This window comes from Allobosea sp. P2_A10, from assembly GCF_056405115.1.
Window position 1 is genome coordinate 39602 of the sequence record NZ_JBFUCS010000019.1, and the last position, 21983, is coordinate 61584.

At 64.5% G+C, this 21983-nt stretch carries 31 protein-coding genes and 2 tRNA genes; 22 read left to right on the top strand and 11 right to left on the bottom strand.

The genetic code is table 11. The annotated features are described in order from the left end of the window. The first annotated feature begins 55 nt into the window (after positions 1–55). From AC1DZY_RS22115 to AC1DZY_RS22130, 4 genes are all read left to right on the top strand, one after another. Complete coding sequence (locus AC1DZY_RS22115; RefSeq protein ID WP_476822311.1) at positions 56–532, top strand: DUF192 domain-containing protein; 477 nt, start codon at positions 56–58, stop codon at positions 530–532. An 86-nt stretch (positions 533–618) separates the two neighbouring features. Continuing rightward, a tRNA-Pro gene (locus tag AC1DZY_RS22120) sits at positions 619–695 on the top strand. Between the two features lie 69 nt (positions 696–764). Further along, positions 765–1070, top strand: coding sequence for an ETC complex I subunit (locus AC1DZY_RS22125; RefSeq protein ID WP_476822312.1), 306 nt, complete (start codon positions 765–767; stop codon positions 1068–1070). Positions 1071–1140: 70 nt separating this feature from the next. Further along, positions 1141–1217: transfer RNA gene (locus tag AC1DZY_RS22130), tRNA-Arg, on the top strand. A gap of 76 nt (positions 1218–1293) precedes the next feature. On the opposite strand, the gene AC1DZY_RS22135 is transcribed toward AC1DZY_RS22130, so the two are convergent. From AC1DZY_RS22135 to AC1DZY_RS22170, 8 genes are read right to left on the bottom strand one after another with little or no spacing between them, the layout of a single operon-like run. Then, the gene (locus AC1DZY_RS22135; RefSeq protein ID WP_476822313.1) at positions 1294–2457 is read right to left on the bottom strand and encodes a hypothetical protein; all 1164 of its coding nucleotides are present in this window, start codon (positions 2455–2457) and stop codon (positions 1294–1296) included. After that, positions 2442–2723, bottom strand: coding sequence for a hypothetical protein (locus AC1DZY_RS22140; protein WP_476822314.1), 282 nt, complete (start codon positions 2721–2723; stop codon positions 2442–2444). The genes AC1DZY_RS22135 and AC1DZY_RS22140 overlap by 16 nt, the downstream gene beginning before the upstream one ends. Positions 2724–2725: 2 nt before the next feature. After that, complete coding sequence (locus AC1DZY_RS22145; RefSeq protein WP_476822315.1) at positions 2726–3058, bottom strand: hypothetical protein; 333 nt, start codon at positions 3056–3058, stop codon at positions 2726–2728. 2 nt (positions 3059–3060) lie between these two features. Further along, positions 3061–3318, bottom strand: coding sequence for a hypothetical protein (locus tag AC1DZY_RS22150; RefSeq protein WP_476822316.1), 258 nt, complete (start codon positions 3316–3318; stop codon positions 3061–3063). 4 nt (positions 3319–3322) lie between these two features. Then, the gene (locus AC1DZY_RS22155; protein ID WP_476822317.1) at positions 3323–3715 is read right to left on the bottom strand and encodes a hypothetical protein; all 393 of its coding nucleotides are present in this window, start codon (positions 3713–3715) and stop codon (positions 3323–3325) included. After that, positions 3699–3926: a hypothetical protein gene (locus tag AC1DZY_RS22160; RefSeq protein ID WP_476822318.1), complete on the bottom strand. Its 228-nt coding sequence runs from the start codon at positions 3924–3926 to the stop codon at positions 3699–3701. Before AC1DZY_RS22160 ends, AC1DZY_RS22155 begins: the two co-directional genes overlap by 17 nt. After that, a complete protein-coding gene (locus AC1DZY_RS22165; RefSeq protein WP_476822319.1) occupies positions 3919–4446 on the bottom strand; it encodes a hypothetical protein in 528 nt (175 codons plus the stop codon). The genes AC1DZY_RS22160 and AC1DZY_RS22165 overlap by 8 nt, the downstream gene beginning before the upstream one ends. Next, positions 4443–4706 (bottom strand): hypothetical protein, encoded by a 264-nt coding sequence (locus AC1DZY_RS22170; protein ID WP_476822320.1) that lies wholly within the window; start codon positions 4704–4706, stop codon positions 4443–4445. Before AC1DZY_RS22170 ends, AC1DZY_RS22165 begins: the two co-directional genes overlap by 4 nt. 318 nt (positions 4707–5024) lie before the next feature. On the opposite strand from AC1DZY_RS22170, the gene AC1DZY_RS22175 reads away from it, so the two are divergent. Genes AC1DZY_RS22175 through AC1DZY_RS22190 form a run of 4 tightly spaced genes read left to right on the top strand, consistent with a single transcriptional unit; the run spans position 5025 to position 9310 of the window. Continuing rightward, positions 5025–5492 (top strand): terminase small subunit, encoded by a 468-nt coding sequence (locus AC1DZY_RS22175; RefSeq protein WP_476822321.1) that lies wholly within the window; start codon positions 5025–5027, stop codon positions 5490–5492. After that, entirely contained in the window at positions 5434–6951 is a 1518-nt protein-coding gene (gene terL, locus AC1DZY_RS22180; protein ID WP_476822322.1) for a phage terminase large subunit, read from the top strand. The genes AC1DZY_RS22175 and terL overlap by 59 nt, the downstream gene beginning before the upstream one ends. An 8-nt stretch (positions 6952–6959) precedes the next feature. Continuing rightward, positions 6960–8531, top strand: a complete 1572-nt coding sequence (locus AC1DZY_RS22185; protein WP_476822323.1) for a DUF1073 domain-containing protein — start codon at positions 6960–6962, stop codon at positions 8529–8531. Next, positions 8528–9310, top strand: coding sequence for a phage head morphogenesis protein (locus AC1DZY_RS22190; RefSeq protein ID WP_476822324.1), 783 nt, complete (start codon positions 8528–8530; stop codon positions 9308–9310). Before AC1DZY_RS22185 ends, AC1DZY_RS22190 begins: the two co-directional genes overlap by 4 nt. On the opposite strand, the gene AC1DZY_RS22195 is transcribed toward AC1DZY_RS22190, so the two are convergent. Beyond that, positions 9294–9530, bottom strand: coding sequence for a hypothetical protein (locus AC1DZY_RS22195; protein WP_476822325.1), 237 nt, complete (start codon positions 9528–9530; stop codon positions 9294–9296). The genes AC1DZY_RS22190 and AC1DZY_RS22195 overlap by 17 nt on opposite strands. Positions 9531–9579: 49 nt before the next feature. On the opposite strand from AC1DZY_RS22195, the gene AC1DZY_RS22200 reads away from it, so the two are divergent. The 14 genes from AC1DZY_RS22200 to AC1DZY_RS22265 all read left to right on the top strand — a co-directional run bounded on the left by AC1DZY_RS22200 (position 9580) and on the right by AC1DZY_RS22265 (position 21307). Next, the gene (locus AC1DZY_RS22200) at positions 9580–11496 is read left to right on the top strand and encodes a DUF2213 domain-containing protein (protein WP_476822326.1); all 1917 of its coding nucleotides are present in this window, start codon (positions 9580–9582) and stop codon (positions 11494–11496) included. Between the two features lie 48 nt (positions 11497–11544). Beyond that, positions 11545–12492 (top strand): gp53 minor capsid family protein, encoded by a 948-nt coding sequence (locus tag AC1DZY_RS22205; protein ID WP_476822327.1) that lies wholly within the window; start codon positions 11545–11547, stop codon positions 12490–12492. 45 nt (positions 12493–12537) lie between these two features. Further along, on the top strand, positions 12538–13629 hold the full coding sequence (locus AC1DZY_RS22210) for a hypothetical protein (protein WP_476822328.1): 1092 nt from the start codon (positions 12538–12540) through the stop codon (positions 13627–13629). Positions 13630–13695: 66 nt separating this feature from the next. Beyond that, positions 13696–13974, top strand: a complete 279-nt coding sequence (locus tag AC1DZY_RS22215; RefSeq protein ID WP_476822329.1) for a hypothetical protein — start codon at positions 13696–13698, stop codon at positions 13972–13974. Next, a complete protein-coding gene (locus AC1DZY_RS22220; RefSeq protein ID WP_476822330.1) occupies positions 13974–14420 on the top strand; it encodes a hypothetical protein in 447 nt (148 codons plus the stop codon). The genes AC1DZY_RS22215 and AC1DZY_RS22220 overlap by 1 nt, the downstream gene beginning before the upstream one ends. A gap of 31 nt (positions 14421–14451) precedes the next feature. Then, the gene (locus tag AC1DZY_RS22225; RefSeq protein ID WP_476822331.1) at positions 14452–14862 is read left to right on the top strand and encodes a DUF4054 domain-containing protein; all 411 of its coding nucleotides are present in this window, start codon (positions 14452–14454) and stop codon (positions 14860–14862) included. Between the two features lie 7 nt (positions 14863–14869). Then, positions 14870–15355: a hypothetical protein gene (locus AC1DZY_RS22230; protein ID WP_476822332.1), complete on the top strand. Its 486-nt coding sequence runs from the start codon at positions 14870–14872 to the stop codon at positions 15353–15355. Next, positions 15355–15723 (top strand): hypothetical protein, encoded by a 369-nt coding sequence (locus AC1DZY_RS22235; protein ID WP_476822333.1) that lies wholly within the window; start codon positions 15355–15357, stop codon positions 15721–15723. Before AC1DZY_RS22230 ends, AC1DZY_RS22235 begins: the two co-directional genes overlap by 1 nt. Before the next feature lie 6 nt (positions 15724–15729). Continuing rightward, positions 15730–16317 (top strand): phage neck terminator protein, encoded by a 588-nt coding sequence (locus tag AC1DZY_RS22240; protein ID WP_476822334.1) that lies wholly within the window; start codon positions 15730–15732, stop codon positions 16315–16317. Positions 16318–16320: 3 nt separating this feature from the next. After that, on the top strand, positions 16321–18132 hold the full coding sequence (locus tag AC1DZY_RS22245) for a DUF3383 domain-containing protein (protein WP_476822335.1): 1812 nt from the start codon (positions 16321–16323) through the stop codon (positions 18130–18132). An 8-nt stretch (positions 18133–18140) separates the two neighbouring features. Next, a complete protein-coding gene (locus AC1DZY_RS22250) occupies positions 18141–18602 on the top strand; it encodes a phage structural protein (RefSeq protein ID WP_476822336.1) in 462 nt (153 codons plus the stop codon). After that, positions 18602–19144: a phage tail assembly chaperone gene (locus tag AC1DZY_RS22255; protein ID WP_476822337.1), complete on the top strand. Its 543-nt coding sequence runs from the start codon at positions 18602–18604 to the stop codon at positions 19142–19144. Before AC1DZY_RS22250 ends, AC1DZY_RS22255 begins: the two co-directional genes overlap by 1 nt. A 41-nt stretch (positions 19145–19185) precedes the next feature. Beyond that, on the top strand, positions 19186–19335 hold the full coding sequence (locus tag AC1DZY_RS22260; RefSeq protein ID WP_476822338.1) for a DUF6889 family protein: 150 nt from the start codon (positions 19186–19188) through the stop codon (positions 19333–19335). After that, a complete protein-coding gene (locus AC1DZY_RS22265; protein ID WP_476822339.1) occupies positions 19328–21307 on the top strand; it encodes a phage tail tip lysozyme in 1980 nt (659 codons plus the stop codon). Before AC1DZY_RS22260 ends, AC1DZY_RS22265 begins: the two co-directional genes overlap by 8 nt. Here the strand turns inward: AC1DZY_RS22265 and AC1DZY_RS22270 are convergent, their stop codons facing one another. Together AC1DZY_RS22270 and AC1DZY_RS22275 are read right to left on the bottom strand one after the other, a co-directional pair. Beyond that, a complete protein-coding gene (locus AC1DZY_RS22270) occupies positions 21308–21631 on the bottom strand; it encodes a hypothetical protein (RefSeq protein WP_476822340.1) in 324 nt (107 codons plus the stop codon). Continuing rightward, complete coding sequence (locus AC1DZY_RS22275; RefSeq protein ID WP_476822341.1) at positions 21622–21945, bottom strand: hypothetical protein; 324 nt, start codon at positions 21943–21945, stop codon at positions 21622–21624. Before AC1DZY_RS22275 ends, AC1DZY_RS22270 begins: the two co-directional genes overlap by 10 nt. Positions 21946–21983 lie beyond the last annotated feature (38 nt).

The following is a 21983-nucleotide window of genomic DNA, read 5'->3' on the forward strand; positions in this document are numbered from 1 at the left end:
AATTCGCCATCTCCGTCGTGGATTGATGGTCGCCTTGTCCACGGAGCACCCTGCCATGCGGGCCGCCTTGTCGCTTTTCACTGCCTGTCTCGCCTGGGTCATGCTGGTGTTTTCGCCACCTCCGGTGCTCGCGCAAGCCGCAGCGCCCGCAGCCGGCCTCGAATCGCTGACGATCGTCAGCGGCGACAAGCGCCATACCTTCCAGGTCGAGGTGATGCGCACGCCCGACCAGCGCGCCAAGGGGCTGATGCACCGCAACTATATGCCCGCCGACCGCGGCATGCTGTTCGATTTCGCCCGCACCGAGCCGGTGGCGATGTGGATGCAGAACACCTTCATCACGCTGGACATGGTGTTCATTCGCGCCGACGGCACGATCTCGCGCATCGCCCAGCGCACCGAGCCGCTCTCGACCCGCACGATTCCCTCCGGCGAGCCGGTGCTCTCCGTGCTGGAGATCAATGGCGGCGTCGCCGAGCAGCTGGGTATCAAGGCGGGCGACAAGGTCGAGCACGCGCTATTCCGGCACTGACCGGGATGTCGCTCCGGAAACGGGCTTTTGCTTGCGGCGCAAGGCTGCGCCGTGATAGCTGACCGCGACGGCAGGGAATGGCCATTCGGGGTATAGCGCAGCCCGGTAGCGCATCTGCTTTGGGAGCAGAGGGTCCCAGGTTCGAATCCTGGTGCCCCGACCATTCCAGCCGGCAACGATATCCCGTCATGAGGCGGGCTGGTGCAACATCGGGTGACGGGCAAGCCAGATCATGACCGCGCGCATCTATCGTCCGGCCCGCACGGCCATGCAGTCGGGCACCGCCAAGGCGGAACGCTGGCTGCTCGAATACGAGCCGGAGAACCCGCGCGAGATCGAACCGCTGATGGGCTGGACCTCATCGGGCGACATGAAGAGCCAGCTCAAGCTCTGGTTCGACAGCGAGGCCGAGGCTATCGCCTACGCCACCCGCAACGGCATTCCCTATCGCATCGAGCAGCCGCACGAGGCCAGGCGTCGCGGCATGGCCTATGCCGACAATTTCAAGTTCAGCCGCGTCGGCCAATGGACGCATTGACGATCACGCGCCGCGCTTCAGGCGGTGCGCGAGCTTCCCGGACAGGCGAGGGCGCTCTTCCCTCGCTCACGGGCCCGTAGCTCAGATGGATAGAGCAGCAGCCTTCTAAGCTGCTGGTCGCTGGTTCGAATCCAGCCGGGCTCGCCATATTTTACTGGGGTTTTCGGCATTTCCGATCCTCATGTCAGTTGGAAGCCGACTGCTGGTTTCCAACTCGGTTTCATTATTCGTTCCCGGCGCGGCGCTTCTGGCGCCCCGCGAGGCGGGCTTTGTCGAACTCGATGACAGCGTCATGGTCGACCGGCGCATAGGTCTTGTGCAGCGCGTTCGACGTCTGGATGCTGTTCGCCAACTTGGCCGAGAGCAGTCCCGGGTTCGACACTCCGCTGGCGTTGGCCTCGCCGCTGCCCGACCGCCTCATGTCGCGAAGCTGCCGGTTGTCGTTCTGGTCGCGGATCCCAGCGAACGCCTTGGCGAGCTCGTGATCCTTGAACGGCTTCCCATCCGCCTTCCGGAAAATGTAGCCGTCCGGCAGATGCTCAACACCCTGCCAGACCGCCTCGCATAGCCGCTGCGTGCGCGGCCCGACGGTGCCGATGGCCGCCCGCCCGGTCTTGATGCGGCCATCCTCCGTCCTGTCGAAGAACAGCGCCTTGCGGCCGCCCTGCGTCCGATTGGCGACGTGCTTACCGGTGAGCAGTCTGACGTCGCCAGGCGAGAACAGCGTGTCCCAAGTCACCGCGATGATGCAGGCCAGTTGATACTGCTTCGCGCGAATCGCGCGCTTGACCAGGATGACCGCTTCGCCCTCAGTATAGGTCTGCCAGCGCGGTGCCGGCGCCATGTTCCTCATACCGAGCGACGGGTCGTCGCCCTTGGCGACCTTCAGCGCCCGCATGATCTTCCAGAGCTTGCGCCAGAACTTGAGCGTCTTGTGAGCGACGCCGACGCCGTGGTCATCGACGAGTTCCTTCCGCCATTCAGAAATGAGCTCGAAGGTCATGGTGTCAGGGTCCGCTTCCGCCCAAGCATCGCGTACGCGATACCATGCCGGCCAGAGCACCTTCGTCCTGGTGCTGTGCGGAATCGTCCGCCATTCCTCCGTGCGGATCCAGCGCTGGAATGCTTCGCCGATCGAGCGCGGCGGATACCGGCGCGCGGCCTCGGCGACCTCGCGCGACGCATCCTTGGACACGGGCGCCGGCTCTTCGTTATTCAGCACCTTCAGCCATGCCTCATAGAGGCCCAGCGCCACCTTCCTGCTGCGGTCGTCATCCCGGCCGAGCGGCTTGGGCAGGAAGCCCAAGGCCTGCATGGCTTTGGTCGGCTGCCAGTAGCGGTTGCCGCCCTTGACCGGGGAATAAGGGATCTTCACGCCGTGCCCCACTTGCGCTGTCTCCGCTCTGCCGCCAACGCCTGAGCGTTGCGCGCAGTCGGAGCGGTCGTCAAATCGGGAAAGAGGTGAGGCGCGCGCGCGCGGCGCCACCTCTCGACCGCTTCAGGATCGAAGCGACCGGTCATTGGGTCTGGTGGTGGGAACCCCCTTTTCAGATATTCGCCGAGACGCTCGTTGAACGCCTTCGCGCTCTCCCAGCCGAGTGCCGAGGCGACCTCGGCCGGCGTCAGGTCGGAGATGAGATGCGCGCGCGGCATGCTTACGCCTCCTCTGCGGGCGCGAGGCCATGGCGGCGCAATTCTGCGACCAGAATGGCCTGAAGCGACTTCGACCAGCCCCTGACGAACCCAGGCGAAGCCGTCTTGCTGGCGCGACGCACGCGGCTGAAATCGACAGCGACATGCAGGCGCTCGGCTGATGCAACTGCCGCACTGCGCGTCGTGAAGTAGGCGTAGGGGATGCTCATGCCTGTCGCAGCGTGGGACAGCCGCCATTCGCGCGCCTTCTCCTTGTGGACTGCAATCTCTCCCACCAGCACGCATTCGGTGGTGATCCACCCGGAGACATGCGCCATCTCGAAAGTCTGGCCCATGCTTACGGCTCCTCGCGGCGAGGAAAGAGCGAGCTTCTGAAATCCCAAAGATGCTGCGCGCAGCGTTCGACGGCCTCTGCTTCACGCTCACGCGCCTTCGACGGCCTGCCGACGGCGCGTATGTCTGCAGCGATGGCGTCGCAGAGGTGTGCCGCGTCGCCAAAGGCGGCGATCATGCCATACCGAGCATCGCCGGTAGGCGCGGTGCGATCGGCGACGTCCATCATGAACTTGAGGTGCTTCGCGAGTGCCGGACCCATGACCTCAGCCCTCCGCGTCGATGTTGCGGCGGGCGAGGGTGCGGTCCTCGACCTCGGAAAACATGTCGTCTTGGCCGAGGCGGCGGCTCCGGGTCTTACCGGCGTTGATCTGGCGCATGGGAGCGTCCCATTGGTTATGGCAGCGCTGGCAGAGAGCCCGGCACCGCGCCGGGTCTGCGTGCGTCTCATCCCAGTCCATGTGCGCGATCGTCAGCACGACGCGTCCGCCCGTCCTCGGGTGAGGCTGGCCGTTGGCAGCCCGGCAGTCCGGGTTCTGCGGCGTGCCCTCGCAGGCATTGCCAGCGCGATCGAGCAAGCTGGCGCGAAAGGCAGTCCATTCCGGCGACCGGATTGAGCCACCGGGATAACGCTTCATCTTCTCAGCGGAGATCGGCATGAAAGCTCTCCGGCAACATGTCGACGCGGTGCGCGGGGCGCTCGCCTGATTGAAGGGCGTCGACGAGTTCGGACGCGACGGAATTGCTCTCGCGCGGCTGGCGGAACACGCGGGCAGAAGCCGGGCCGTGCTTCGCCTTGACGTGCTGGAAGAGCGCGTTGGCGTCGGGGACGGCCTTGCGGCAGTGGGGGCAGCGGGTCGGTTCAGCCATAGTAGAACCTCACGCGCTTGCCGGTCGGGTCGAGCGCGACGCAGCCACGGCTCAGCGGACCGAAGCTGTCCTGCTCTCCCATGTAGAAGCCGATGTTGGTGAAGCCGCGCTTCGCCAGCGCAGGCTCGAGGATATCGATCTCACCCTTGCGGTATTCGCCGAAGTCGAAGGCAGCGATCTCCGCGTCGCCAAGGAACGACATCAGGTCGCGGGCTTCATCCTCCTCCTGCTCCCGCAGCCGTCGGCGCTCCTCGGATGCCCGGAAGCGCTCAGCCTCGCCGGACGGGATTCGTACGGCAGCCTTGGCGACCTCGACCGTGTCGCGAGGATCGAAGCCCTTCTTCTCCAGCCATTCGTCCTTACTCCATCCCCCGTACCCGGGGTGATCGTTCGCCGGATCGCCGAGATCGTAGCGGACGACGGTCGTGCCAGTTGCCCGGTCAATGCAGAACTCGTCTTCGTCGTCCTGATCCCAGACGAAACGGGCGACGACGTCGGGCGCGGTGCCGGTCTCGCTCATGCCGCGTGCCTTTCATCGTCACCCCCGAACGAGACGGTGCCGGGATTCTTGAAGCGAACCGGCAGGGCGTCGTTCGGTACGCGATGGAGCCCACGCGCCATCGGGTGTTTCGGCGCGCCGGCAGCGGTTAGACCAATCGACCAGAGCTTGAGCGTGCTCAGGCGCGGCCCGTCCGGATCGTTGATGGTGTCGAAGAGGCTCTCGATCCAGAGATCGGTATCGCCGCCGAGCGCGCCGGCAGGGCAGCCCCACGCGACCATGGCTGCGTCGTTCGTGATGAGGTCTTTCGCGATCCGCTGATGGTTGCGGTGGATCTCGTCGCGGATCCACCAGTCCTGGCGCTCATCCCAGCCACGGCAGGGAACAGATCGCGACGCCGATAAAGGCCCGCAGCCGGTATCAAGCCCGGCCTCGTCGACGAGTGCCAGCGCCCCCTGAATGGCTGGGGGCTAGTTGCCTGCCGCTCCCCGGTCTCGGGCAGGACAGCGAACTCAGGAGGCCGGCGCGCACGGCGACTGCAACAGCGGGCCTCAAGCGCGACAATTCGGGCGCATCGCCCAGTCAATGAAAGTAGCCGCATGCCGGTTCTCGCCAACGCCCGGCATGAAGCTTTCGCACAGGCGATTGTTAAGGGCATTCCGGCCAGCGTCGCCTATAAGTCCTCAGGATATAAGGCTTCTTCGAAAGCCGCCGAAGCGTGCTCATCGCGGTTGCTAAGTGATGCTAAGGTCGCAGCACGGGTCTCTGAGCTGCAAAGCAGGGCCGCGAAGCGCGCGGCCGTCACCGTCGAGACGATCGCCGCAGAACTGGAAGAGGCTCGCATCCTGGCCATCGCGGAGAAGCAGACCAGTGCTGCGGTGTCCGCATCCATGGGCAAGGCGAAGCTGTTCGGCCTGATCGTCGAAAAGCACAAGCACTCGGGATCGATCGGCACCTACGACCTTTCCAAGGTATCGGATGACCAGCTCGACAGCCTTGAGGCGATCCTTGGTCCGCTTGCCGACCTTGGGGGAGATCAGAGCGGAGAGGGCGAGACGCAACACTGAACACGAGCGGGATCGCCTGGCTCGCGACATCGAAGTGATCCGCAGCCGGTGCAGGACGCTGTACGGCTTCATCGAAGAGTTCTGGTCCATCCTCGAGCCCAAGGCTCCGTTCGTTGGCGGATGGGCGCTGCGTGCCATGTGCGCGCACCTTGAGGCCGTGACCCGCCGCGAGTTCCAATATCTCCTGATGACCGTGCCGCCAGGCATGATGAAGTCGCTCACCGTCGCGGTGTTCTGGCCGGCATGGGAATGGGCGACGGTCGACGCCTCACTGAGATACCTCACCAGCTCATATTCGGAGGCGAACGTCCTCCGCGACAACCAGAAGATGCGCCGTCTCGTCGACAGCGAGAAATATCAGGCGCTCTATGGTGCCGACGTCCAATTCGCCCGCGACCAAAACGCGAAGGGCAAGTTTGAGAACACCAAGACCGGTGGACGTGAAGGTCGCGCTTTCGGGTCAATGACCGGCGGCCGTGGTGATCGCGTCATCATCGACGATCCCCATTCCGTCGACAGCGCTGAGAGCGACGTCCAGCGCGCGAACGTTGTGACCACATTTCGCGAGGCGATACCGGATCGCCTCAACGACATGCAGAAGTCGGCGATCGTCATCATCATGCAGAGGCTGCATGATCGTGACGTGGCGGGAACGATCCTCAGCCTGGGATTGCCTTACGTCCACCTCAACCTCCCGATGGAATTTGAGCCAGAGCGGCGGTGCCGCACCAAGATCGGATTCGAAGATCCCCGCCAGATCGAAGGCGAACTGCTCTTCCCCGAGCGCTTCCCGCGCGCAGAGGTCGAAGGGCTGAAAGTCTCCAAGGGCTCCTACGCCTACGCCGGTCAGTATCAGCAGCGCCCGACGCCGCGCGAGGGTGGGCTGTTCAAGCGAGCATGGTTCGAAGACAAGACCATCCGCCAAGCACCCCCCGGGACGCGTTGGGTGCGCCATTGGGACTTGGCCTCGACGAAAAGCGCCACTGCGGCGCGCACAGCCGGCGTGAAGCTCGGACGGGCGCCGGATGGCTCCTTCATTGTCGGGCACGTCGTCAAGGAACAGATTGAGGGCCCAGAGGTCCGTAAGCTCATCAAGGCCACGGCCGAGACCGACGGCAAAGACGTCGTGATCAGCCTGCCGCAAGACCCTGGGCAAGCTGGCAAGGTCCAGTCCCGCGACATGATCGCGATGCTGGCCGGATGGCGAGTCTATGCCGAGCCTGAGACGGGCAAGAAGGAAGTGCGAGCGGAGCCGTTTTCGGTCCAGTGCGAGGCCGGCAACGTCTATCTCGTCACTGGCACATGGAACGACGACTATCTCGACGAACTCTGCCTGTTTCCGGGCGGCTCGTTCAAGGACCAGGTGGATGCCAGTTCCGGCGCGTTCGGGCGGCTTGCTCAAGGCCGCGCCCGCGTCGTCATCACCGATGAAATGCTCGCCCGTTCGGGCATGAGGTAATCTGCTCCATGACGCTGCTGTCTGCCATCGCTCGCCGGCTCGGCTGGGGGCGGGGGACGGTTGCGGCAGAACCGGAGAAACCCGCCGCGAGCAAACGCCGCAAACCCGCGATCTCGGATCAGATGCTGGCGGCATCCGCACAGCAGCCAGCAAAGGATCAGGTTAATCCGTTCGTCCTGCCGCAGCACCCGCCCAGCGTCATGCCTCGCGGCACGCAGATGGCGATGGACGATGCAACCGGGCAGGCGATGCAGTGGGCCGCGCTGGCCGCACAGCAATATTCGGAAGGCCTCGCCTTCCTCGGCTACCCGGCCCTGGCGCAGCTCGCGCAACGTCCGGAATATCGCAAGATTTCCGAGACGATCGCGACGGAGATGACCCGGAAGTGGATCGTCATCCAAGCGTCGGGCGACAAGGACAAGACGGGTAAGGTCAACAAGATCACGGAGGCGTTCAAGCGCCTCAACGTCCAGGAGGTGTTTCGCGAGGCTGCGCTGCAGGATGGCTTCTTCGGCCGCTCGCACGTCTACATCGATCTTGGCACCAGTGAGGACCGCACCGAACTGACCACGCCGATCGGCGACGGTCACAACGACATCAGCAAGGCGAAGGTCGGCAAAGGCGCATTGAAGCGCCTGCGAAACGTCGAGGCGGTGTGGTGCTCGACATCGAACTACAACGCCATGGACCCGTTGGCGCCTGACTTCTACCGGCCGTCCGCCTGGTATGTGCAGGGCAAGGAAATCCATGCGTCGCGTCTGCTGACCTTCGTCGGGCGACCGGTACCGGACCTGCTGAAACCGGCCTATGCGTTCGGCGGCCTATCGCTGTCGCAGATGGCGAAGCCCTACGTCGACAACTGGATCCGCACTCGCCAGAGCGTATCGGACTTGCTGCATTCGTTCTCGACCAACGGGATCAAGACCAACCTCGTCGACCAGCAGAACGCCGATGACGGCGCGGCGCTCTTCAAGCGCATCGCCTTCTTCACGAACCTGCGGGACAACAAGGGCGTCATGGTCCTCGACAAGGGCGGGGGCGCAGATGACCCTGCTGAGGAATTCTTCAACGTCTCGACCCCGCTCGGGACGCTCGACAAGCTCCAGGCGCAGTCTCAGGAGCAGATGTGCTCGGTCGCGAGCATTCCGCTGGTCAAGTTCACCGGCATCACGCCATCGGGCCTCAATGCTTCTTCGGACGGAGAAATCCGGGTCTTCTACGATTGGGTGCACGCCTATCAGGAACTGCTCTTCACCGAGAATCTGACCCGTATCCTGGGCTTCGTGCAGCTGTCGGAATTCGGCGAGGTCGATCCCGACATAACCTTCAAATACGAGCCGTTGTGGTCGCTCGACGAGAAGGCCACCGCCGAGGTCCGCAAAATCGAGGCCGAGACGGATACGATCTACACCGATGCTGGTGTGCTTGGACCCGACGAGGTGCGCAAGCGCATCGCGACCTCCGAGGATACGCCCTACGCTGGCATCGCCCTTGACGACGTGCCGCTTCCGTCACCCGGCGAGGGCGACGCGCCCGACCCGGGTGACAGCGAGACCCGGAGGTTCAAGGCGGCGGCATGAGTGGGCGGCAGCGGATAACGAGCCCGCAATTCGCGCTCGACCGGGCCGAGTCCAGTGCTAAGTCGGTCTTCATCCGGGCGCGCAAGGCCGAGACGCAATATGCGCGGCAGTTGCGCAAGGTCGCGCGTCACATCGGCGATCTCGTCATGGGGCTGTTCGACGCCGACAATCCCGCCTCGGTATCAGTGATCGACGGCGCACTGCGGCGCTATTCGGGCGCGATCGGACCATGGGCGCAGTCGGTCGGCGGCAGGATGGTGGCTGAGGTCGCGGCGCGCGACCGCAAGGCGTGGGCCCAGGTATCGAGGGAGATGGGGACCGCCCTCCACCGCGAGATCGACAACGCGCCGACCGGTGCAGTGTTGAAGCAGAGACTGGCCGAACAAGTCAGGCTGATCACCTCGCTGCCAAGCGAGGCCGCCGACCGTGTCCATCAGATCACACTGGAGGGCGTCACGACGGGAACGCGTGCCGGAGAGATCGCCGCGGAGATCATGCGCACTGGCGAGGTCACGAAGAGCCGCGCCGAACTGATCGCGCGGACGGAGGTCTCTCGCACGGCGACCGAACTGACCAGAGCTCGCGCCGAGCATGTCGGCTCGACGCAGTTTATCTGGCGCACGGCTGGGGACAGCGACGTCCGCCCGTCGCACCGAGCCCTAAACGGAAAGGCATTCTCGTGGAGCGATCCGCCGGAATGCGATCCCGGCTATCACGCGCTGCCTGGCGCGATCTGGAATTGCCGATGCTACGCGGAACCGATCATCCCTGATCCGTGATGTCGTCATCCTCAAGCCAGCGCTTGGCGATCTCGACGCTCTCGGCGTCGCCCCCGGCGATCTTGCGGAAGTCGGCCACCATCTCGGTGATCATCTGGGCGGCGTCGGCCTCGATCGTCTCGTCCTCGGCGATGTTCGGGAACGTCTCGACGAAGCTGGCGCGGGCCAACTCCTTCAGGTCCGCGATCAACTCTGACGGGGGCGTCTTGGGCAGCTTCATGCCGCTCCAGAGATAGCCGATCCGTTCAAATCCGCAACATGAGGCCGCTATGCTGATCGCGCTCGACAAGGCGATGTCGCCGCGCGTGAAGCCGGACCTTCGTGCGCTCTATGTGAGCCGCGGCGTCAAGAATGCCGATGACTTGCTCGCATGGGCGAAGGCGCAGGGCTTTACCGACACGCTGGCGGCTGACGACCTGCATGTCACGATCGCCTATAGCAAGACGCCGGTCGACTGGTTCGCCGCACCTGACGACTTCGACACCATCCGCGTTCCGGGGGCCGCTGATCAGAAGGATGGGGCGCGATCGGTTGAGGCGCTGGGCGACAAGGGCGCGGTGGTCCTGCGCTTCGAATCCACCGATCTGGAAAGCCGCTGGCAGGCATTTTGCGAAGCCGGGGCATCATGGGATTTCGAGGGGTATAAGCCCCACATCACCATCACGTATGAGCCTGGCGACGTCGATCTGACGAAGGTCGACCCCTACGCCGGCATCATCGAACTCGGGCCCGAGCGGTTCGAGGAAATCGACGAGGATAGGGATCCAGCAGTCACCGCCGACAGCGCACTCGCCTTCGACCGCAACACCGTCCGCACTATCGACCGTGACGGCCGTCTGCACGTCGCCACGACCAACATCAGCAAGGCGGCGGTCAATCCCTACCTCGGCCGCGAGATCCCAGACTTCGAGGCGATGGGGCTCGACCCTGACCGCACCTACAAGCTCTTCCGCGACCCGGAGGAGCTGGCGAAAGCCGCGCCGACCTTCAACAACCTGCCACTGCTCTCGCGGCATGTACCGGTCTCAGCCGACGACCATCAGCCTGACCTCGTGGTCGGCTCGACGGGTTCGGAAGCGGAGTTCACCGCACCGTATCTGCGCAACAGCCTCGTGATCTGGGCACGCCACGCCATCGCAGGCGTCCAGGATCGGACCAAGCAGGAACTCAGTTCAGCCTACCGCTACCGCGCCGATATGACGCCAGGATCGTTCGAGGGTGCCGCCTTCGACGGTGTCATGCGCGACATCGTCGGAAACCATGTGGCGATCGTGCCCGAGGGTCGCGCCGGACCCGATGTCGTTGTCGGCGACGCGAAACCCCCGTTCCTCCGTGGAGAATTCATCATGTCTCAGAAGCCCGCCGTCCTGACCCGCAAGGCCATCTTCGCCCAGGGCGCTATGCTCGCGGCGATCGGCCCCAAGCTCGCGCAGGACGCCCAGATCGACCTGTCGCCCGTCTTCGCCGGCATCACCGCCAAGAACTTCAAGGCGAAGTCCGCCGACATGATCGCCGGCATCAAGGGCGCGACGAAGGGCAAGCTGGCCCAGGACGCCTCAATCGAAGACGTTGCCGCGCTGCTCGCCACGATCGACGCGATCGACGTGCCCGAGGGCGCTGACATCGACCCGAATTCGGGCCTGCCCGTCCCGGCCATGAAGCTCGACGACAAGACCATGGATTCCGGAACCGAGGCCATCAAGGCCTTCCTCACCGGCAAGCTGAGCGACGAGGACATCGCCAAGGTCTGCTCGATGATCGACGCCCCCGCCGCCATGGATGCGGACGAAGATGACGACAAGGACAAGCCTGCCAAGGACGAGGATTTCAAGGACATGATCAAGAAGCCGGCGATGGATGCCGCTATCGCCGTCGCGGTCAAGGCCGCGACCGAAGGGGCGGCGAAGACGCAGAGCGAGATCCGCGACGCCGAGCGCGCCGTGCGTCCCTATGTGGGCGATCTCGCCATGGCTCACGACAGTGCCGAGGCGGTCTATGCCACCGCGCTGACCACGCTGGGCGTCAAGGTCGAGGGTATCCATGCCTCCGCGCTGCCGGCCATCCTGGCCGCCCAGCCTATCCCTGGAGCCAAGACGACCGTCGTCAACCGCGTCGCCATGGACTCGGCGGCCACCAAGTCTTTCCACGAACGCTTCCCCGGCACCGCCTCCATCGGCCGCGCCTGAGCCTCACCTTCACCGAACATCCGGCGCTGAGCCAAAAGGAGATTTGACATGGCTGGTGGATTCCAGAATGCCGTGAACGTCCAGCCGGCTCCGGCCGTCGCTGGCGATTTCTCGGATCACAACCCCCGCGTTTCGGTCATCGCCGGCCCCGGCGGCCTCGTCGCCGGCGCTGCCGGCGTCACCATCGGCCGCTTCGCTTGGTGGAAGCCCAACGCGATCGACCCGAACGGCACGCCGACGATCGTCGATAGCTTCGGCGCTGGCCCGGTCACCGGCTTCGTGCATCGCGCCCAGCAGGGCCTGATCACGGATTATCTCGCCAACGCCGGGATGAAAATCCCGCAGGGCTTCCCGATCACCCTGTTCAGCTCGGGCGGCTTCTGGGCCAAGAACGACGGCCTCACCGCTGCGCTCGTCGGGCAGAAGGCCTATGCCAACTTCTCGGATGGCAAAGTCAGCTTCGCCGCCACCGGCGCTGCGCTGACCGCATCGGCGACCGGCTCTATCGCAGCTGGCACGACCACGACTGTCACCGGCTCGATCGCGGACAACCGTCTGACGGTCACGGCAGTCGGCGCTGGCGCTCTGGTCGTCGGCGGCCTGCTATCGGGCACCAACGTCGCGACCGGCACCCGCATCGTCTCGCAGGTCTCCGGCACCACGGGAGGCATCGGCGTCTATATCGTCTCGATCGCCAACCAGACGGTCGCCTCGACCACGATCACGCAGACCTATGGCGTGTTCACTGCGGCGTCGGCGCTGTCGGGTCTCTTCCAGGTCGGCTCCGTCCTGTCGGGCTCCGGCGTCACCGCTGGGACCACCATCGTCGGGCTGGGCACCGGCACCGGCGGCCTCGGCACCTACATCGTCGACACCACGCAGACCGCGTCCTCGACGACGATCACCGGCACCACCAACGTCGAAACGAAGTTCGTCGCGATGTCGGCCGGTCTGCCGGGCGAGCTCGTCAAGATGACATCGCATCTGCTGGGCTGATCCCCTTCCACCTCTCGGCATTACGCCACAAGCGGAGACCACGTCATGAACCTTCAAGAAGCGGCCTCCGCATGGAAAGCCGATGCCACGCAGTTTGAGCAGCTCGGCGCCATCCTCCCCGGCGTGAAGTCCTACGTCCCCGACGAGTTCAAGCACGACTTCGGGCTCGCCATGGACGCCGCGCAGCCCGGACTGGTCACCGACCCGAACTCGGCAGTGCCGGCCTTCCTCACCACCATGATCGACCCCCAGGTCTTCAAGGTGCTGTTCGCCCCGAACAACGCGGCCGTGATCTTCGGTGAGAACCGCAAGGGCACCTGGCTCGACGAGACGGCGATGTTCCCCGTCGTTGAGCACACGGGCGAGGTCTCCAGCTATGGCGATTTCAACGAGAACGGCCGCGCCGGCGCCAACACCAACTGGCCGCAGCGCCAGAGCTACCTCTTCCAGACGATGAAGGAGTACGGCGACCGCGAACTGGAGCGTGCGGGTCTCTCCAAGATCAACTGGGTCTCCGAGATCGACGTCGCCGCGGCGACCGTGCTGAACAAGTTTTCCAACCTGACCTACTTCTTCGGGGTGGCCGGGCTGCAGAACTATGGCCTGCTCAACGATCCGAACCTCTCGGCAGCGCTCACCCCCGCCACCAAGGCGGCGACCGGCGTGAAGTGGATCAACGCCGGCGCGATCGTGGCGACCGCCAACGAGATCTATGCCGACATTCAAGCGATCTTCCTGCAGCTCGTCTCGCAGTCCGGCGGCCTGATCGACCAGAACAGCAAGATGGTGTTGGCGATGTCGCCGGGATCGAGCGTGGCGCTGACCGCGACGAACTCGTTCAACGTCAACGTCGCCGACCTGCTCAAGAAGAACTTCCCCAACCTGCGCATCGAAACCGCTGTCCAGTACGGTGTGGTTTCGGCATCCAACCCGCAGGGCGTGGCCGCCGGCAACTTCGTGCAGCTCATCGCGGAATCGGTCGAGGGCCAGGACACCGGTTATTGCGCTTTCAACGAGAAGATGCGGACGCATCCGATCGTGCGCGGCTCGTCTTCGGTGAAGCAGAAGATCACCGCCGGCACATGGGGCGCGATCATCCGGATGCCGATGGCGATCGCCTCGATGGTCGGCGTCTGAGCATCACAGCTTCCCGTATGTGAACCGGCCGCTCAGGGGCGGCCGGGCGACCACAGGAGGCCAGCGATGGCCAAGAAATCCAAAGCGACGGCGAAGGCCGCCGAGAATGCGACCGTGACGGTCAATTGCGGCGTGGAAGGCGGCCTCATGCTCCGCAACTTCACGATGCATGATGATGGCGATGGCAGCGAGCCCCGCGCCGTCGCGACGGGCGTGATGTCGCTCGCCTACGGGGACAACCCCAATCTCGACGCCGCTTTCATCGCGGCATGGCTCAATCAGAACGCCGATTCCGACGTCGTGAAAAACGGCCTCGTCTCCGTTCTCTCCGAAGGAAATTCCTGATGGCCGGCTCCACCGTCACCGTAGCGTGCAAAATCCCCAACGGCCTTTTCCTGCGGGTCTTCGACTTCGCCGAGCATTCCGAGCCTGTGATGGGCGGCGGCACGCAGACCGTGAAGCGCGCCGTCCAAAAGGGCGCCCAGATCAAGGTCAATGGCCCGGCCGTGCCCTTTGGCAAGATCCCGGACTTCCACCAGGCCGGCGGCTATGCGCTCACCCCTGGGATCGACAAGGACTTCTTCGACAAGTGGATGGAGCAGAACGCCGACCTCGATGCAGTTCGCAATCGCCTCATATTCGCCAACGAGAAGGCAGAGGCCACGATCAGGCGCGCCGAAGATGGCGTCGGCATCCTCTCCGGTCTTCATCCGATCAATCCTGACAAGGACGCCCGGATCCCGCGTGGCAACCCCAACCTGTCGCCGCTGACGAAGGCCGACGTCGGTTGATCTGAGACTGGTCTGATCGGGAGACGATATAGTGACCGTGACCTCTCTATCCTTCCGGGTGATGTTTCCGGAGTTCACGGACTCGGTGAAGTTCCCCGACGCCCAGATCAATGCGTGGCTCGACCAGGCACCGAACCAGTTGAACACAAACCGGCTCGGCAAGTCCTACGATCTCGCCGTGATGCTCTTCATCGCGCACAACATCGTCCTGTCGGCTCGCGCCGTGGTCTCCGCCTCGGGCTCCGGTGTGCCGGGCCAGGCGCAAGGCCCGGTCTCGTCCAAGACGGTCGACAAGGTGTCGGTGAGCTTTGACACCGGCGCAACCGCCATCGGGCGGGCAGGGGCATGGAACGCGACCTCCTACGGGCAGCGGCTCTACACACTGCTGCGTGCATGCGGCGCCGGGCCGATCTACTTCGTGCCGGACGCCCCGGCGATCTGACCCCAGCATGACCGTCAAGATCACCAAGGATCGCGTGCCGGCGATGCTGAAGGCGATCAAGGACCTGACCGCGCTCGAGGTGCTGATCGGCATCCCGGATGCGAATGCCGGGCGCGACGAAGGCGCCATCAGCAACGCCGAGATCGGCTACCTGATGGAAACCGGGTCGCCGGCCCAGAACATCCCAGAGCGTCCTTTCCTGGTGCCGGGCGTCGAGAGCGTGCGCGACAAAGTCGCCAAGCGGATGCGCGCGGGCGCGGAATCTGCACTCGACGGCCGCCAGGCCGATGTCGACAGCACGCTGACGTCGGTGGGCATCACGGCTGAGAACGCGGTCAAGGCCAAGATCACAGACGGCCCCTTCGTTCCGCTTTCGCCGCGTACGCTGGCGAAGCGCCGGGCCCGGGGCCGCACTGGCGAAAAGCCGCTCATCGATACTGGCCAGTTGCGCCGGGCCGTCACCCACGTCGTGCGGAAGAGGGGCGATAACTGATGCCCTTGCTCGACGTCTCCGATATTTTGAGCGACCCCGACTTCGCCGACAGCGCGATCGTCACCCGTACTGCGGTCGCTAACGACACCGCGACGGGCCGTACGATTCGCGTGCCCACTGATATCCCGATCTCGGTCGTCTATACGTCCGACAAGGGCCAGAGCCTGCGCCGGAATCCCGAGGCAGCAATCTCCGAAGGTTCGGTGATGTTTCACTCGACCTTCCGCTTCACGGATGGCGGGGACGGGCTCGACGCCGACATTGTGACCTTCCTCGGCCGGCAGTGGACCGTGGTCTCTGTCGACGATTACAGCCGCTACGGCGCGGGTTTCACGGTCGCCACCTGCCGCCTGCTCGATCTGCGCTGATCCGACATGCCCAACAGCTCGGCAACCGGCGGGTATCTACTGCCGGCATCGACGACGCCTGTCGAGAACGACCCATTCGAAGATCTGCTCGGCGGCCTGATCGCCGGCATTTCCGGAATCGCACGCGGACTGGTCAGGCCGCGCTGGCAGCCTGAGCCGCCGGCCATGCCGACGATCACGACCAACTGGTGCGCTTTCGGCATCACTGAGATCGACGCGGACTGGAGCGCCGCGACGACGCACATCTCAGATGGCGATGGAAGCGACGAGGTAGTGCGGCACGACACCGTGCGCATCCTCGCCAGCTTCTACGGGCCGTCCGCCTATGGCCTGGCTGCCCAAGTCCGCGATGGGCTGTGGGTGCCTCAGAATTTCGAAGCCGTCCGTATGGCTGGCATCGCGCTCCTTGAGTGCGACCGCATCCGCACGGCTTCCGACCTGATCAACGAGCGGTTCGTCCGGCGCGTCGACCTCGAGATCCTCCTGCGCCGCGCGGTCGTCCGCGTCTACCCGATCCTCAACCTCCTCTCCGCACAGGGCGCCTTCGTCCTCGATCGCGGCGTCGTCCAGCCCTTCATCGTGACGGAGACCTAACCCATGGCCCAGGGCCTTCCTGTCAGCGACGTCGTCAATGTCGATGTCGTCATCTCGCCGATCGCGGCGCCGACGCGCAACTTCGGCGCCGGCCTGCTCATCGGCGCAACCGATGTCATCGATGTCGGCGAGCGCCTGCGGCTCTATTCGAACATGTCGGGCGTCGCGCAGGACTTCTCGACCACGGACCCCGAATACAAGGGCGCGGTGAAGCACTTCGCGCAGGTGCCGCAGCCGTCGATCCTGTACATCGGGCGTTGGGCGCGCGTCGCTACCCATGCGACCCTGCGCGGCGGCGTGCTGACCACGGCGGAGCAGGCGCTGGCGAACTTCACCGCGGTGACTGCCGGCGCCTTCTACTTCGTGCTCGACGGCATTCCACGCGCGGTCTCTGGCCTGAACTTCTCGGCTCAGACTAACCTCAACGGCGTTGCCTCCGTGCTCCAGACCGCCGTCGCCGCCCTGGTTGCGAGCTCCACCATCGTTTGGGACGCCGACAACGGCTATTTTGTCGTCAAGTCCGGCACGACGGGCGCGGCCTCGACCATCGGCTTCCTCGCCGATCCCACGGCGTTCGGCAACATCGGCTTATCCGGCCTGCCGGCGAACAACGACACCGTGACGGTCAACGGCACCGTCATCACGTTCAAGACCACGGGCGCCGTCGGCCCCCAGATCAACATTTCCGGCACCGCCGCCCTGATGGCGAGCGACCTCGCGACCTTCCTCAATGCATCGATCGACACCAACATCGCGCTGCTGAACTATCTCGCCGTCGGCACCACGGTCTATGCCATCGCCGATGTAACCGGGACCGGCGGCAACGCCTACACCCTGGCGAAGAGCGGAACTAACATCACGGTCTCAGGCGCGACGCTCGCCGGCGGAACTGGCGCCTCGATCGCTTCCCTGCTCAAGGGCAAATCGACGCAGGCCAGCCTCCCAGCCAACGGCATCGCTGCCGAGACGTTGGCTGCGGCCGTCACCGCGCTCGTCGCGGCGTCCGGCGACTGGTACTCCGGCGAACTCGTCGAGGAAGGCGTCGACAGCGCTTCGATCATCGCGGCGGCCAACGTCATCGAGGCCCAAGACAAGAAGCGCATCTTCGGCGTCACGATCACCGACACCACGGCGATCGACCCGACGAGCACGACGGATCTGGCCTATTTGCTTGACGCCAACAACCTCGGCCGGACCTTCGCTCAGTATTCGCAGTACGAGCCGCAGGCCATCGCTTCGTTCTTCGGCCGCGCCTCGACCGTGAACTTTGAAGGGTCGAACACGACCCTCACCCTGAAGTTCAAACAGGAGCCCGGTGTCCGCGCCGAGACGATCACGTCGAACCAGGCCGCCGCTCTCAAGGCCAAGCACTGCAACGTCTTCGTCAACTACGACAACGACACCGCCATCATCCAAGAAGGGGTGATGGCCGATGGCACGTTCTTCGACGAGCGCCACGGCATCGACTGGCTGGAGAATGCGGTCCAGACCGCCGTCTGGAACCTGCTCTACACCTCGTCGACGAAGATCCCGCAGACCGATGCCGGCACCCACCTGATCGTCACCACGATCGAGGGCATCCTGCTGCAGGCGGTCACGAACGGGCTGGTCGCGCCCGGCGTCTGGAATGCCGGGGGCTTCGGCCAGCTCAAGCAGGGCGATTTCCTGTCGAAGGGCTTTTACGTATATGCGCCGCCAGTCGCATCGCAGAGCCAGGCCGATCGCGAAGCCCGCAAGAGCGTCGTGATCCAGATCGCCGTCAAGCTGGCGGGGGCGATCCACTTCGTCGACGTCATCATCAACGTCAACCGCTGAGGCCCGTCATGGCAAGCAAGACCTATTCGTTCCTCGACGTGCAGGCGGCCATCCGTGGTCCAAACGGCACGTTCTCGCTTGGCAACGGTGCCGGCGTCTCGGAGGAAGGCATCACCGTTTCTCAGGCCGACGACAAGGCCACGGTAATGATGGGTGCCGACGGCAGCGGCATGCACTCTTTGCACGCAGCAAAGAATGGCACGGTCACGGTGCGCCTGCTCAAGACCTCGCCTGTCAACTCGCTGCTGCAGGACATGTACAACGCCGACACGGCATCCTCAGCCGGCTACGGCCAGAACACGATCTCGATCCGCAACCCTGTCAGCGGCGACGTATTCACTGCCGCCGACTGCGGCTTCCGCAAGTTCCCGGACGTCGTCTACGGCAAGGACGGGCAGATGCTGGAGTGGTCCTTCAACTCGCTGGCGATCGACCCGATCCTCGGCACCGGTCAGCCCTCGGCGATCTGATGCGCGATTCCTACGAATTCGAGGTCGGCGGCCGCCGTTTCAAGGCGACGCCGATGGAGGCCCGTACGCAACAGCACGTCGCGCGCCGGGTCCAGCCGATCCTGAACTCGATCATCCCGTCGCTCAAGACGATTGCGCCGATGTTCCATGCGGCCATCGCGGCAAAGAAAGCTGCGCTGGCGAAGGCGGAGGGCGAGGCGCCAACGCTCGACGACATGGCGACCGGCCTCAACATGGCCGATCTGCTGTCGCTCGACCTCAGCGCCGTCACCGGCGCGCTGAACGGGCCTCTGGACCTGCTCGCGCAGATGTCGGACGAGACCTTCGATTACATCCAGTCGAAATGCCTCTCGCGCGTCCAGCGCCAGAAGCCGAACGACACCGGATGGGTCTCGATCTGGAGCGCGCAGGCCGATAAACTGCTTTTCGAGGATATCGAAGGGCATGAGGTTCAGTTGATCATGCTCCAGGTGCTGGTCCGAGAACTCGGCCCTTTTTTCTTAGGACTGGTCTCAAGTTTCAAAGCGCCCGACCAGTCCTGACCTATGACGCTGTAAGGCTCGACGACGGGATGGACTTCCTGATGCGCCCCGTCCTGCGCGGCCTCTGCAAGTATGAAAGCCTGCTCGACGGCACGCTCGACCTTTGCGACATCGCCGACATGAACGACGCGATCACGGCCGAGAACGAAAACGCCTGGCGGGCCAACGAAGCGAGCAAGGCGAATGGCTGAGACCATCCGGGAATTCCTCGTCTCACTCGGTTACCAAGTCGACGGCGGGTCGGAGACTAAGTTCAAGAACAGCGTCGCGGCGGCTACGAAAAGCGCCGTGGCGCTGGGTCTATCCCTGACGGCAGCCGCAACGGCCGTCAGCGCCGCCGTGACGAAGATCGCGGCCGGCTTCGATGAAATGTTCTATATGAGCCAGCGCGCCGGCGCGTCGGTTCAGAACATTAAGGGCCTGAGCTACGCGGTTTCGCAGCTCGGCGGTTCCTATCAAGGCGCGCTCGCCTCGATCGAGAGCTTCTCCCAGAAGATTCGGAGCAATCCCGGCTACGAGAGTCTAGTCAAGCAGCTCGGCGTCGCGACGCGCGAGAACGGCAAACTGCGCGAGACGACCGCGATCGTCCAGGATCTGTCGAAGGCTCTCTCGTCCAAGCCCTACTACATCCAGCTTCAGTACATGGAAGCGCTGGGCCTCGACGAGCGCACCTACCGCGCGCTCCAGTCCGGCGAGCTCAAGCGCTACATCGAGGAGTACGCGGCCAAGGCCCGCGCGCTCGGCGTCGACCAGAAGCAGGCAGCCGAGATCGGGCAGCAGCTCACGCAAGCCTGGCGTTCGCTGGGCGCCACGGCAGAACTCATCGGGGCGAAGCTCGAGCAGACGCTCGGCCGGTCCATGGCGTCTTTCGTCAAGGACATCGACGAGTTCCTGATCCGGAACGCCGACAAGATCGTCAAGTTTTTTGAAGAGGCTGGGAAGGCAGCCGCCTGGCTCGCCGCGGCATTCCAGAAGCTGGTCGACGCGCTGACGCCGGCATGGGAGGCATTCGACCGCATTGCGGTGTCCCTGACGGGGCAGAGCGGCTTGCAGGTCGCCCTAGAGGCCTTCGCCGTCTGGTTGGTCGGATCGTGGCTGCTGCGTATCCTCGGCGCCTTCACGGCGGTCGGTGCCGGCTGGGGCGCGATGCTGCTCAAACTCGGGATCAATCCGCTGACGCTCGGCGTGGCCGGCGCGCTAGCGCTGAGCACGAGCCCTGCGAACGGGGGCGAAGATCAGGAGATTGCGCGGCGCCGCGCGGTTGGCACATGGGGCAAGACGCCGAACGATGGGTCGCCGGGCTCTGCTCCGCAGGTCACCGATAAGCGGAACTGGTGGCAGCGCACGATGCCGAAGGTGCTCGGCGGTCAGGACGCGCCGGCGGGCGGCGGCGGGCGCGGCGACAGCAACGCGCCGATCCGAGGCAGCACTTTTACGCAGAAGGCTCCCGGTATCATCAACCGCCTGATGGCGGACTTCGGCTTCACGCGAGAGCAGGCCGCCGGCGTGGTCGGCAACCTGGGCCACGAAAGCGGTGGCCTGAACGAGATGCAGGAGAAAAACCCAACCAGTGGTCGCGGGGGCTATGGCTGGGCTCAATGGACCGGGCCCCGTCGCCGCGCCTTCGAGGCATGGGCGGCAGAAAAGGGCCTCGATATCAATTCCGACGAGGCGAACTACGGATTTCTCAAGCACGAGCTCCGCACGAACCACAAAGGGGTGGTCGACTCCGTCAAGCGAGCAGGGTCTGTCAATGAGGCGACCGTGGCTTTCGAGGAAGGATACGAGCGCGCTGGCATCAAGAACTATCCGTCGCGGCAGAAGTGGGCGCGACGGGCTTTGCGTGTGGCTGAGCGCGCTGCTGCGGCGCAGGCGGAGATCGGGACGGTTCCTTCTTACGCACCGTTCTCCAAACTCAATGCCGGGTCTCTCGCCGCGGCGCAGACGAATGCCGCTCTGATCGGGGGCGGGATCCAGCCGGGTGGCGGCGCTCCTCTGCTGCCGCCGTCGAACAGCAACTCGACCAACGTCGAGATGAAGCAGGAAACCAACATCACGATGCTGGGTGGCTCTGATCCGTCCGCCAACGCGGCGGCGATAAGCGACGCTCAGAAGGGCGTCAACGGCGGAATGCTCCGGAATATGACCGGCGCGGTGCGCTGATCAGTATCGAAAAGGTTGCGGGGGCCTCGGCTTCGATCGCTCTTGCGCGAACAAGGAATCGGCTACGCATCGGCCGATCGCTGTGTATGCCATGATCACCACGCCAAACTGCCGAACGCAGCCGGCGCGAAAGCGCTCTTCAAGCTCAGGCCATTTCGCCTTGGCGAAATCGTATCCGCGCTGCTCACTGGCGATGCAATCCGCCATGGAGACGCCTCGATCGCTGGCCTCCCGGCAGTTGGGGATGACGTCGTAGAACGGAAATTCAGTAGCGGCTTTTGCCGGCATCGGGATGGCCATCCCGATACAGATGATCAGCGCCACGCGCATACGATGGCTTTGTCGTTGGTCCAGCACGCATCATTGCGCCAGAGGTCGCCTAAATCGGTGTGAGCATGAGATGCGCCCCGCTCTTCATTCCAGAAGCCTTTTGCATAGCCTTGGTCAGTCATCGTCACGATCGCAAAATAATCCAGCGAAGGGCCTGCCCCTATAGTAAAACTGCCGCCCTTTGACACCTCGATAGGGCATGGGCCGTTCAGATAGGTTTTGCCGTCGACGATAAGCAGACAGCGGCCTGGAGCGGCCACCGCCGCCCCGCTCACCACCATCGCGAGTGCAACCAGTATCGCGCGCATGACCGCCTCCACGGGCGCAGAACATATGGCAGTCGTGC

Bases quoted from the DNA above. Each gene is read 5' to 3' on its own strand.
- AC1DZY_RS22115 (WP_476822311.1), top strand. From the start codon at position 56: ATGCGGGCCGCCTTGTCGCTTTTCACTGCCTGTCTCGCCTGGGTCATG.
- AC1DZY_RS22125 (WP_476822312.1), top strand. From the start codon at position 765: ATGACCGCGCGCATCTATCGTCCGGCCCGCACGGCCATGCAGTCGGGC.
- AC1DZY_RS22140 (WP_476822314.1), bottom strand. From the start codon at position 2,723: ATGCCGCGCGCGCATCTCATCTCCGACCTGACGCCGGCCGAGGTCGCC.
- AC1DZY_RS22145 (WP_476822315.1), bottom strand. From the start codon at position 3,058: ATGGGCCAGACTTTCGAGATGGCGCATGTCTCCGGGTGGATCACCACC.
- AC1DZY_RS22150 (WP_476822316.1), bottom strand. From the start codon at position 3,318: ATGGGTCCGGCACTCGCGAAGCACCTCAAGTTCATGATGGACGTCGCC.
- AC1DZY_RS22155 (WP_476822317.1), bottom strand. From the start codon at position 3,715: ATGCCGATCTCCGCTGAGAAGATGAAGCGTTATCCCGGTGGCTCAATC.
- AC1DZY_RS22160 (WP_476822318.1), bottom strand. From the start codon at position 3,926: ATGGCTGAACCGACCCGCTGCCCCCACTGCCGCAAGGCCGTCCCCGAC.
- AC1DZY_RS22165 (WP_476822319.1), bottom strand. From the start codon at position 4,446: ATGAGCGAGACCGGCACCGCGCCCGACGTCGTCGCCCGTTTCGTCTGG.
- AC1DZY_RS22170 (WP_476822320.1), bottom strand. From the start codon at position 4,706: ATGGTCGCGTGGGGCTGCCCTGCCGGCGCGCTCGGCGGCGATACCGAT.
- AC1DZY_RS22175 (WP_476822321.1), top strand. From the start codon at position 5,025: ATGCCGGTTCTCGCCAACGCCCGGCATGAAGCTTTCGCACAGGCGATT.
- AC1DZY_RS22185 (WP_476822323.1), top strand. From the start codon at position 6,960: ATGACGCTGCTGTCTGCCATCGCTCGCCGGCTCGGCTGGGGGCGGGGG.
- AC1DZY_RS22190 (WP_476822324.1), top strand. From the start codon at position 8,528: ATGAGTGGGCGGCAGCGGATAACGAGCCCGCAATTCGCGCTCGACCGG.
- AC1DZY_RS22195 (WP_476822325.1), bottom strand. From the start codon at position 9,530: ATGAAGCTGCCCAAGACGCCCCCGTCAGAGTTGATCGCGGACCTGAAG.
- AC1DZY_RS22200 (WP_476822326.1), top strand. From the start codon at position 9,580: ATGCTGATCGCGCTCGACAAGGCGATGTCGCCGCGCGTGAAGCCGGAC.
- AC1DZY_RS22205 (WP_476822327.1), top strand. From the start codon at position 11,545: ATGGCTGGTGGATTCCAGAATGCCGTGAACGTCCAGCCGGCTCCGGCC.
- AC1DZY_RS22210 (WP_476822328.1), top strand. From the start codon at position 12,538: ATGAACCTTCAAGAAGCGGCCTCCGCATGGAAAGCCGATGCCACGCAG.
- AC1DZY_RS22215 (WP_476822329.1), top strand. From the start codon at position 13,696: ATGGCCAAGAAATCCAAAGCGACGGCGAAGGCCGCCGAGAATGCGACC.
- AC1DZY_RS22220 (WP_476822330.1), top strand. From the start codon at position 13,974: ATGGCCGGCTCCACCGTCACCGTAGCGTGCAAAATCCCCAACGGCCTT.
- AC1DZY_RS22230 (WP_476822332.1), top strand. From the start codon at position 14,870: ATGACCGTCAAGATCACCAAGGATCGCGTGCCGGCGATGCTGAAGGCG.
- AC1DZY_RS22235 (WP_476822333.1), top strand. From the start codon at position 15,355: ATGCCCTTGCTCGACGTCTCCGATATTTTGAGCGACCCCGACTTCGCC.
- AC1DZY_RS22240 (WP_476822334.1), top strand. From the start codon at position 15,730: ATGCCCAACAGCTCGGCAACCGGCGGGTATCTACTGCCGGCATCGACG.
- AC1DZY_RS22245 (WP_476822335.1), top strand. From the start codon at position 16,321: ATGGCCCAGGGCCTTCCTGTCAGCGACGTCGTCAATGTCGATGTCGTC.
- AC1DZY_RS22250 (WP_476822336.1), top strand. From the start codon at position 18,141: ATGGCAAGCAAGACCTATTCGTTCCTCGACGTGCAGGCGGCCATCCGT.
- AC1DZY_RS22255 (WP_476822337.1), top strand. From the start codon at position 18,602: ATGCGCGATTCCTACGAATTCGAGGTCGGCGGCCGCCGTTTCAAGGCG.
- AC1DZY_RS22260 (WP_476822338.1), top strand. From the start codon at position 19,186: ATGCGCCCCGTCCTGCGCGGCCTCTGCAAGTATGAAAGCCTGCTCGAC.
- AC1DZY_RS22265 (WP_476822339.1), top strand. From the start codon at position 19,328: ATGGCTGAGACCATCCGGGAATTCCTCGTCTCACTCGGTTACCAAGTC.
- AC1DZY_RS22275 (WP_476822341.1), bottom strand. From the start codon at position 21,945: ATGCGCGCGATACTGGTTGCACTCGCGATGGTGGTGAGCGGGGCGGCG.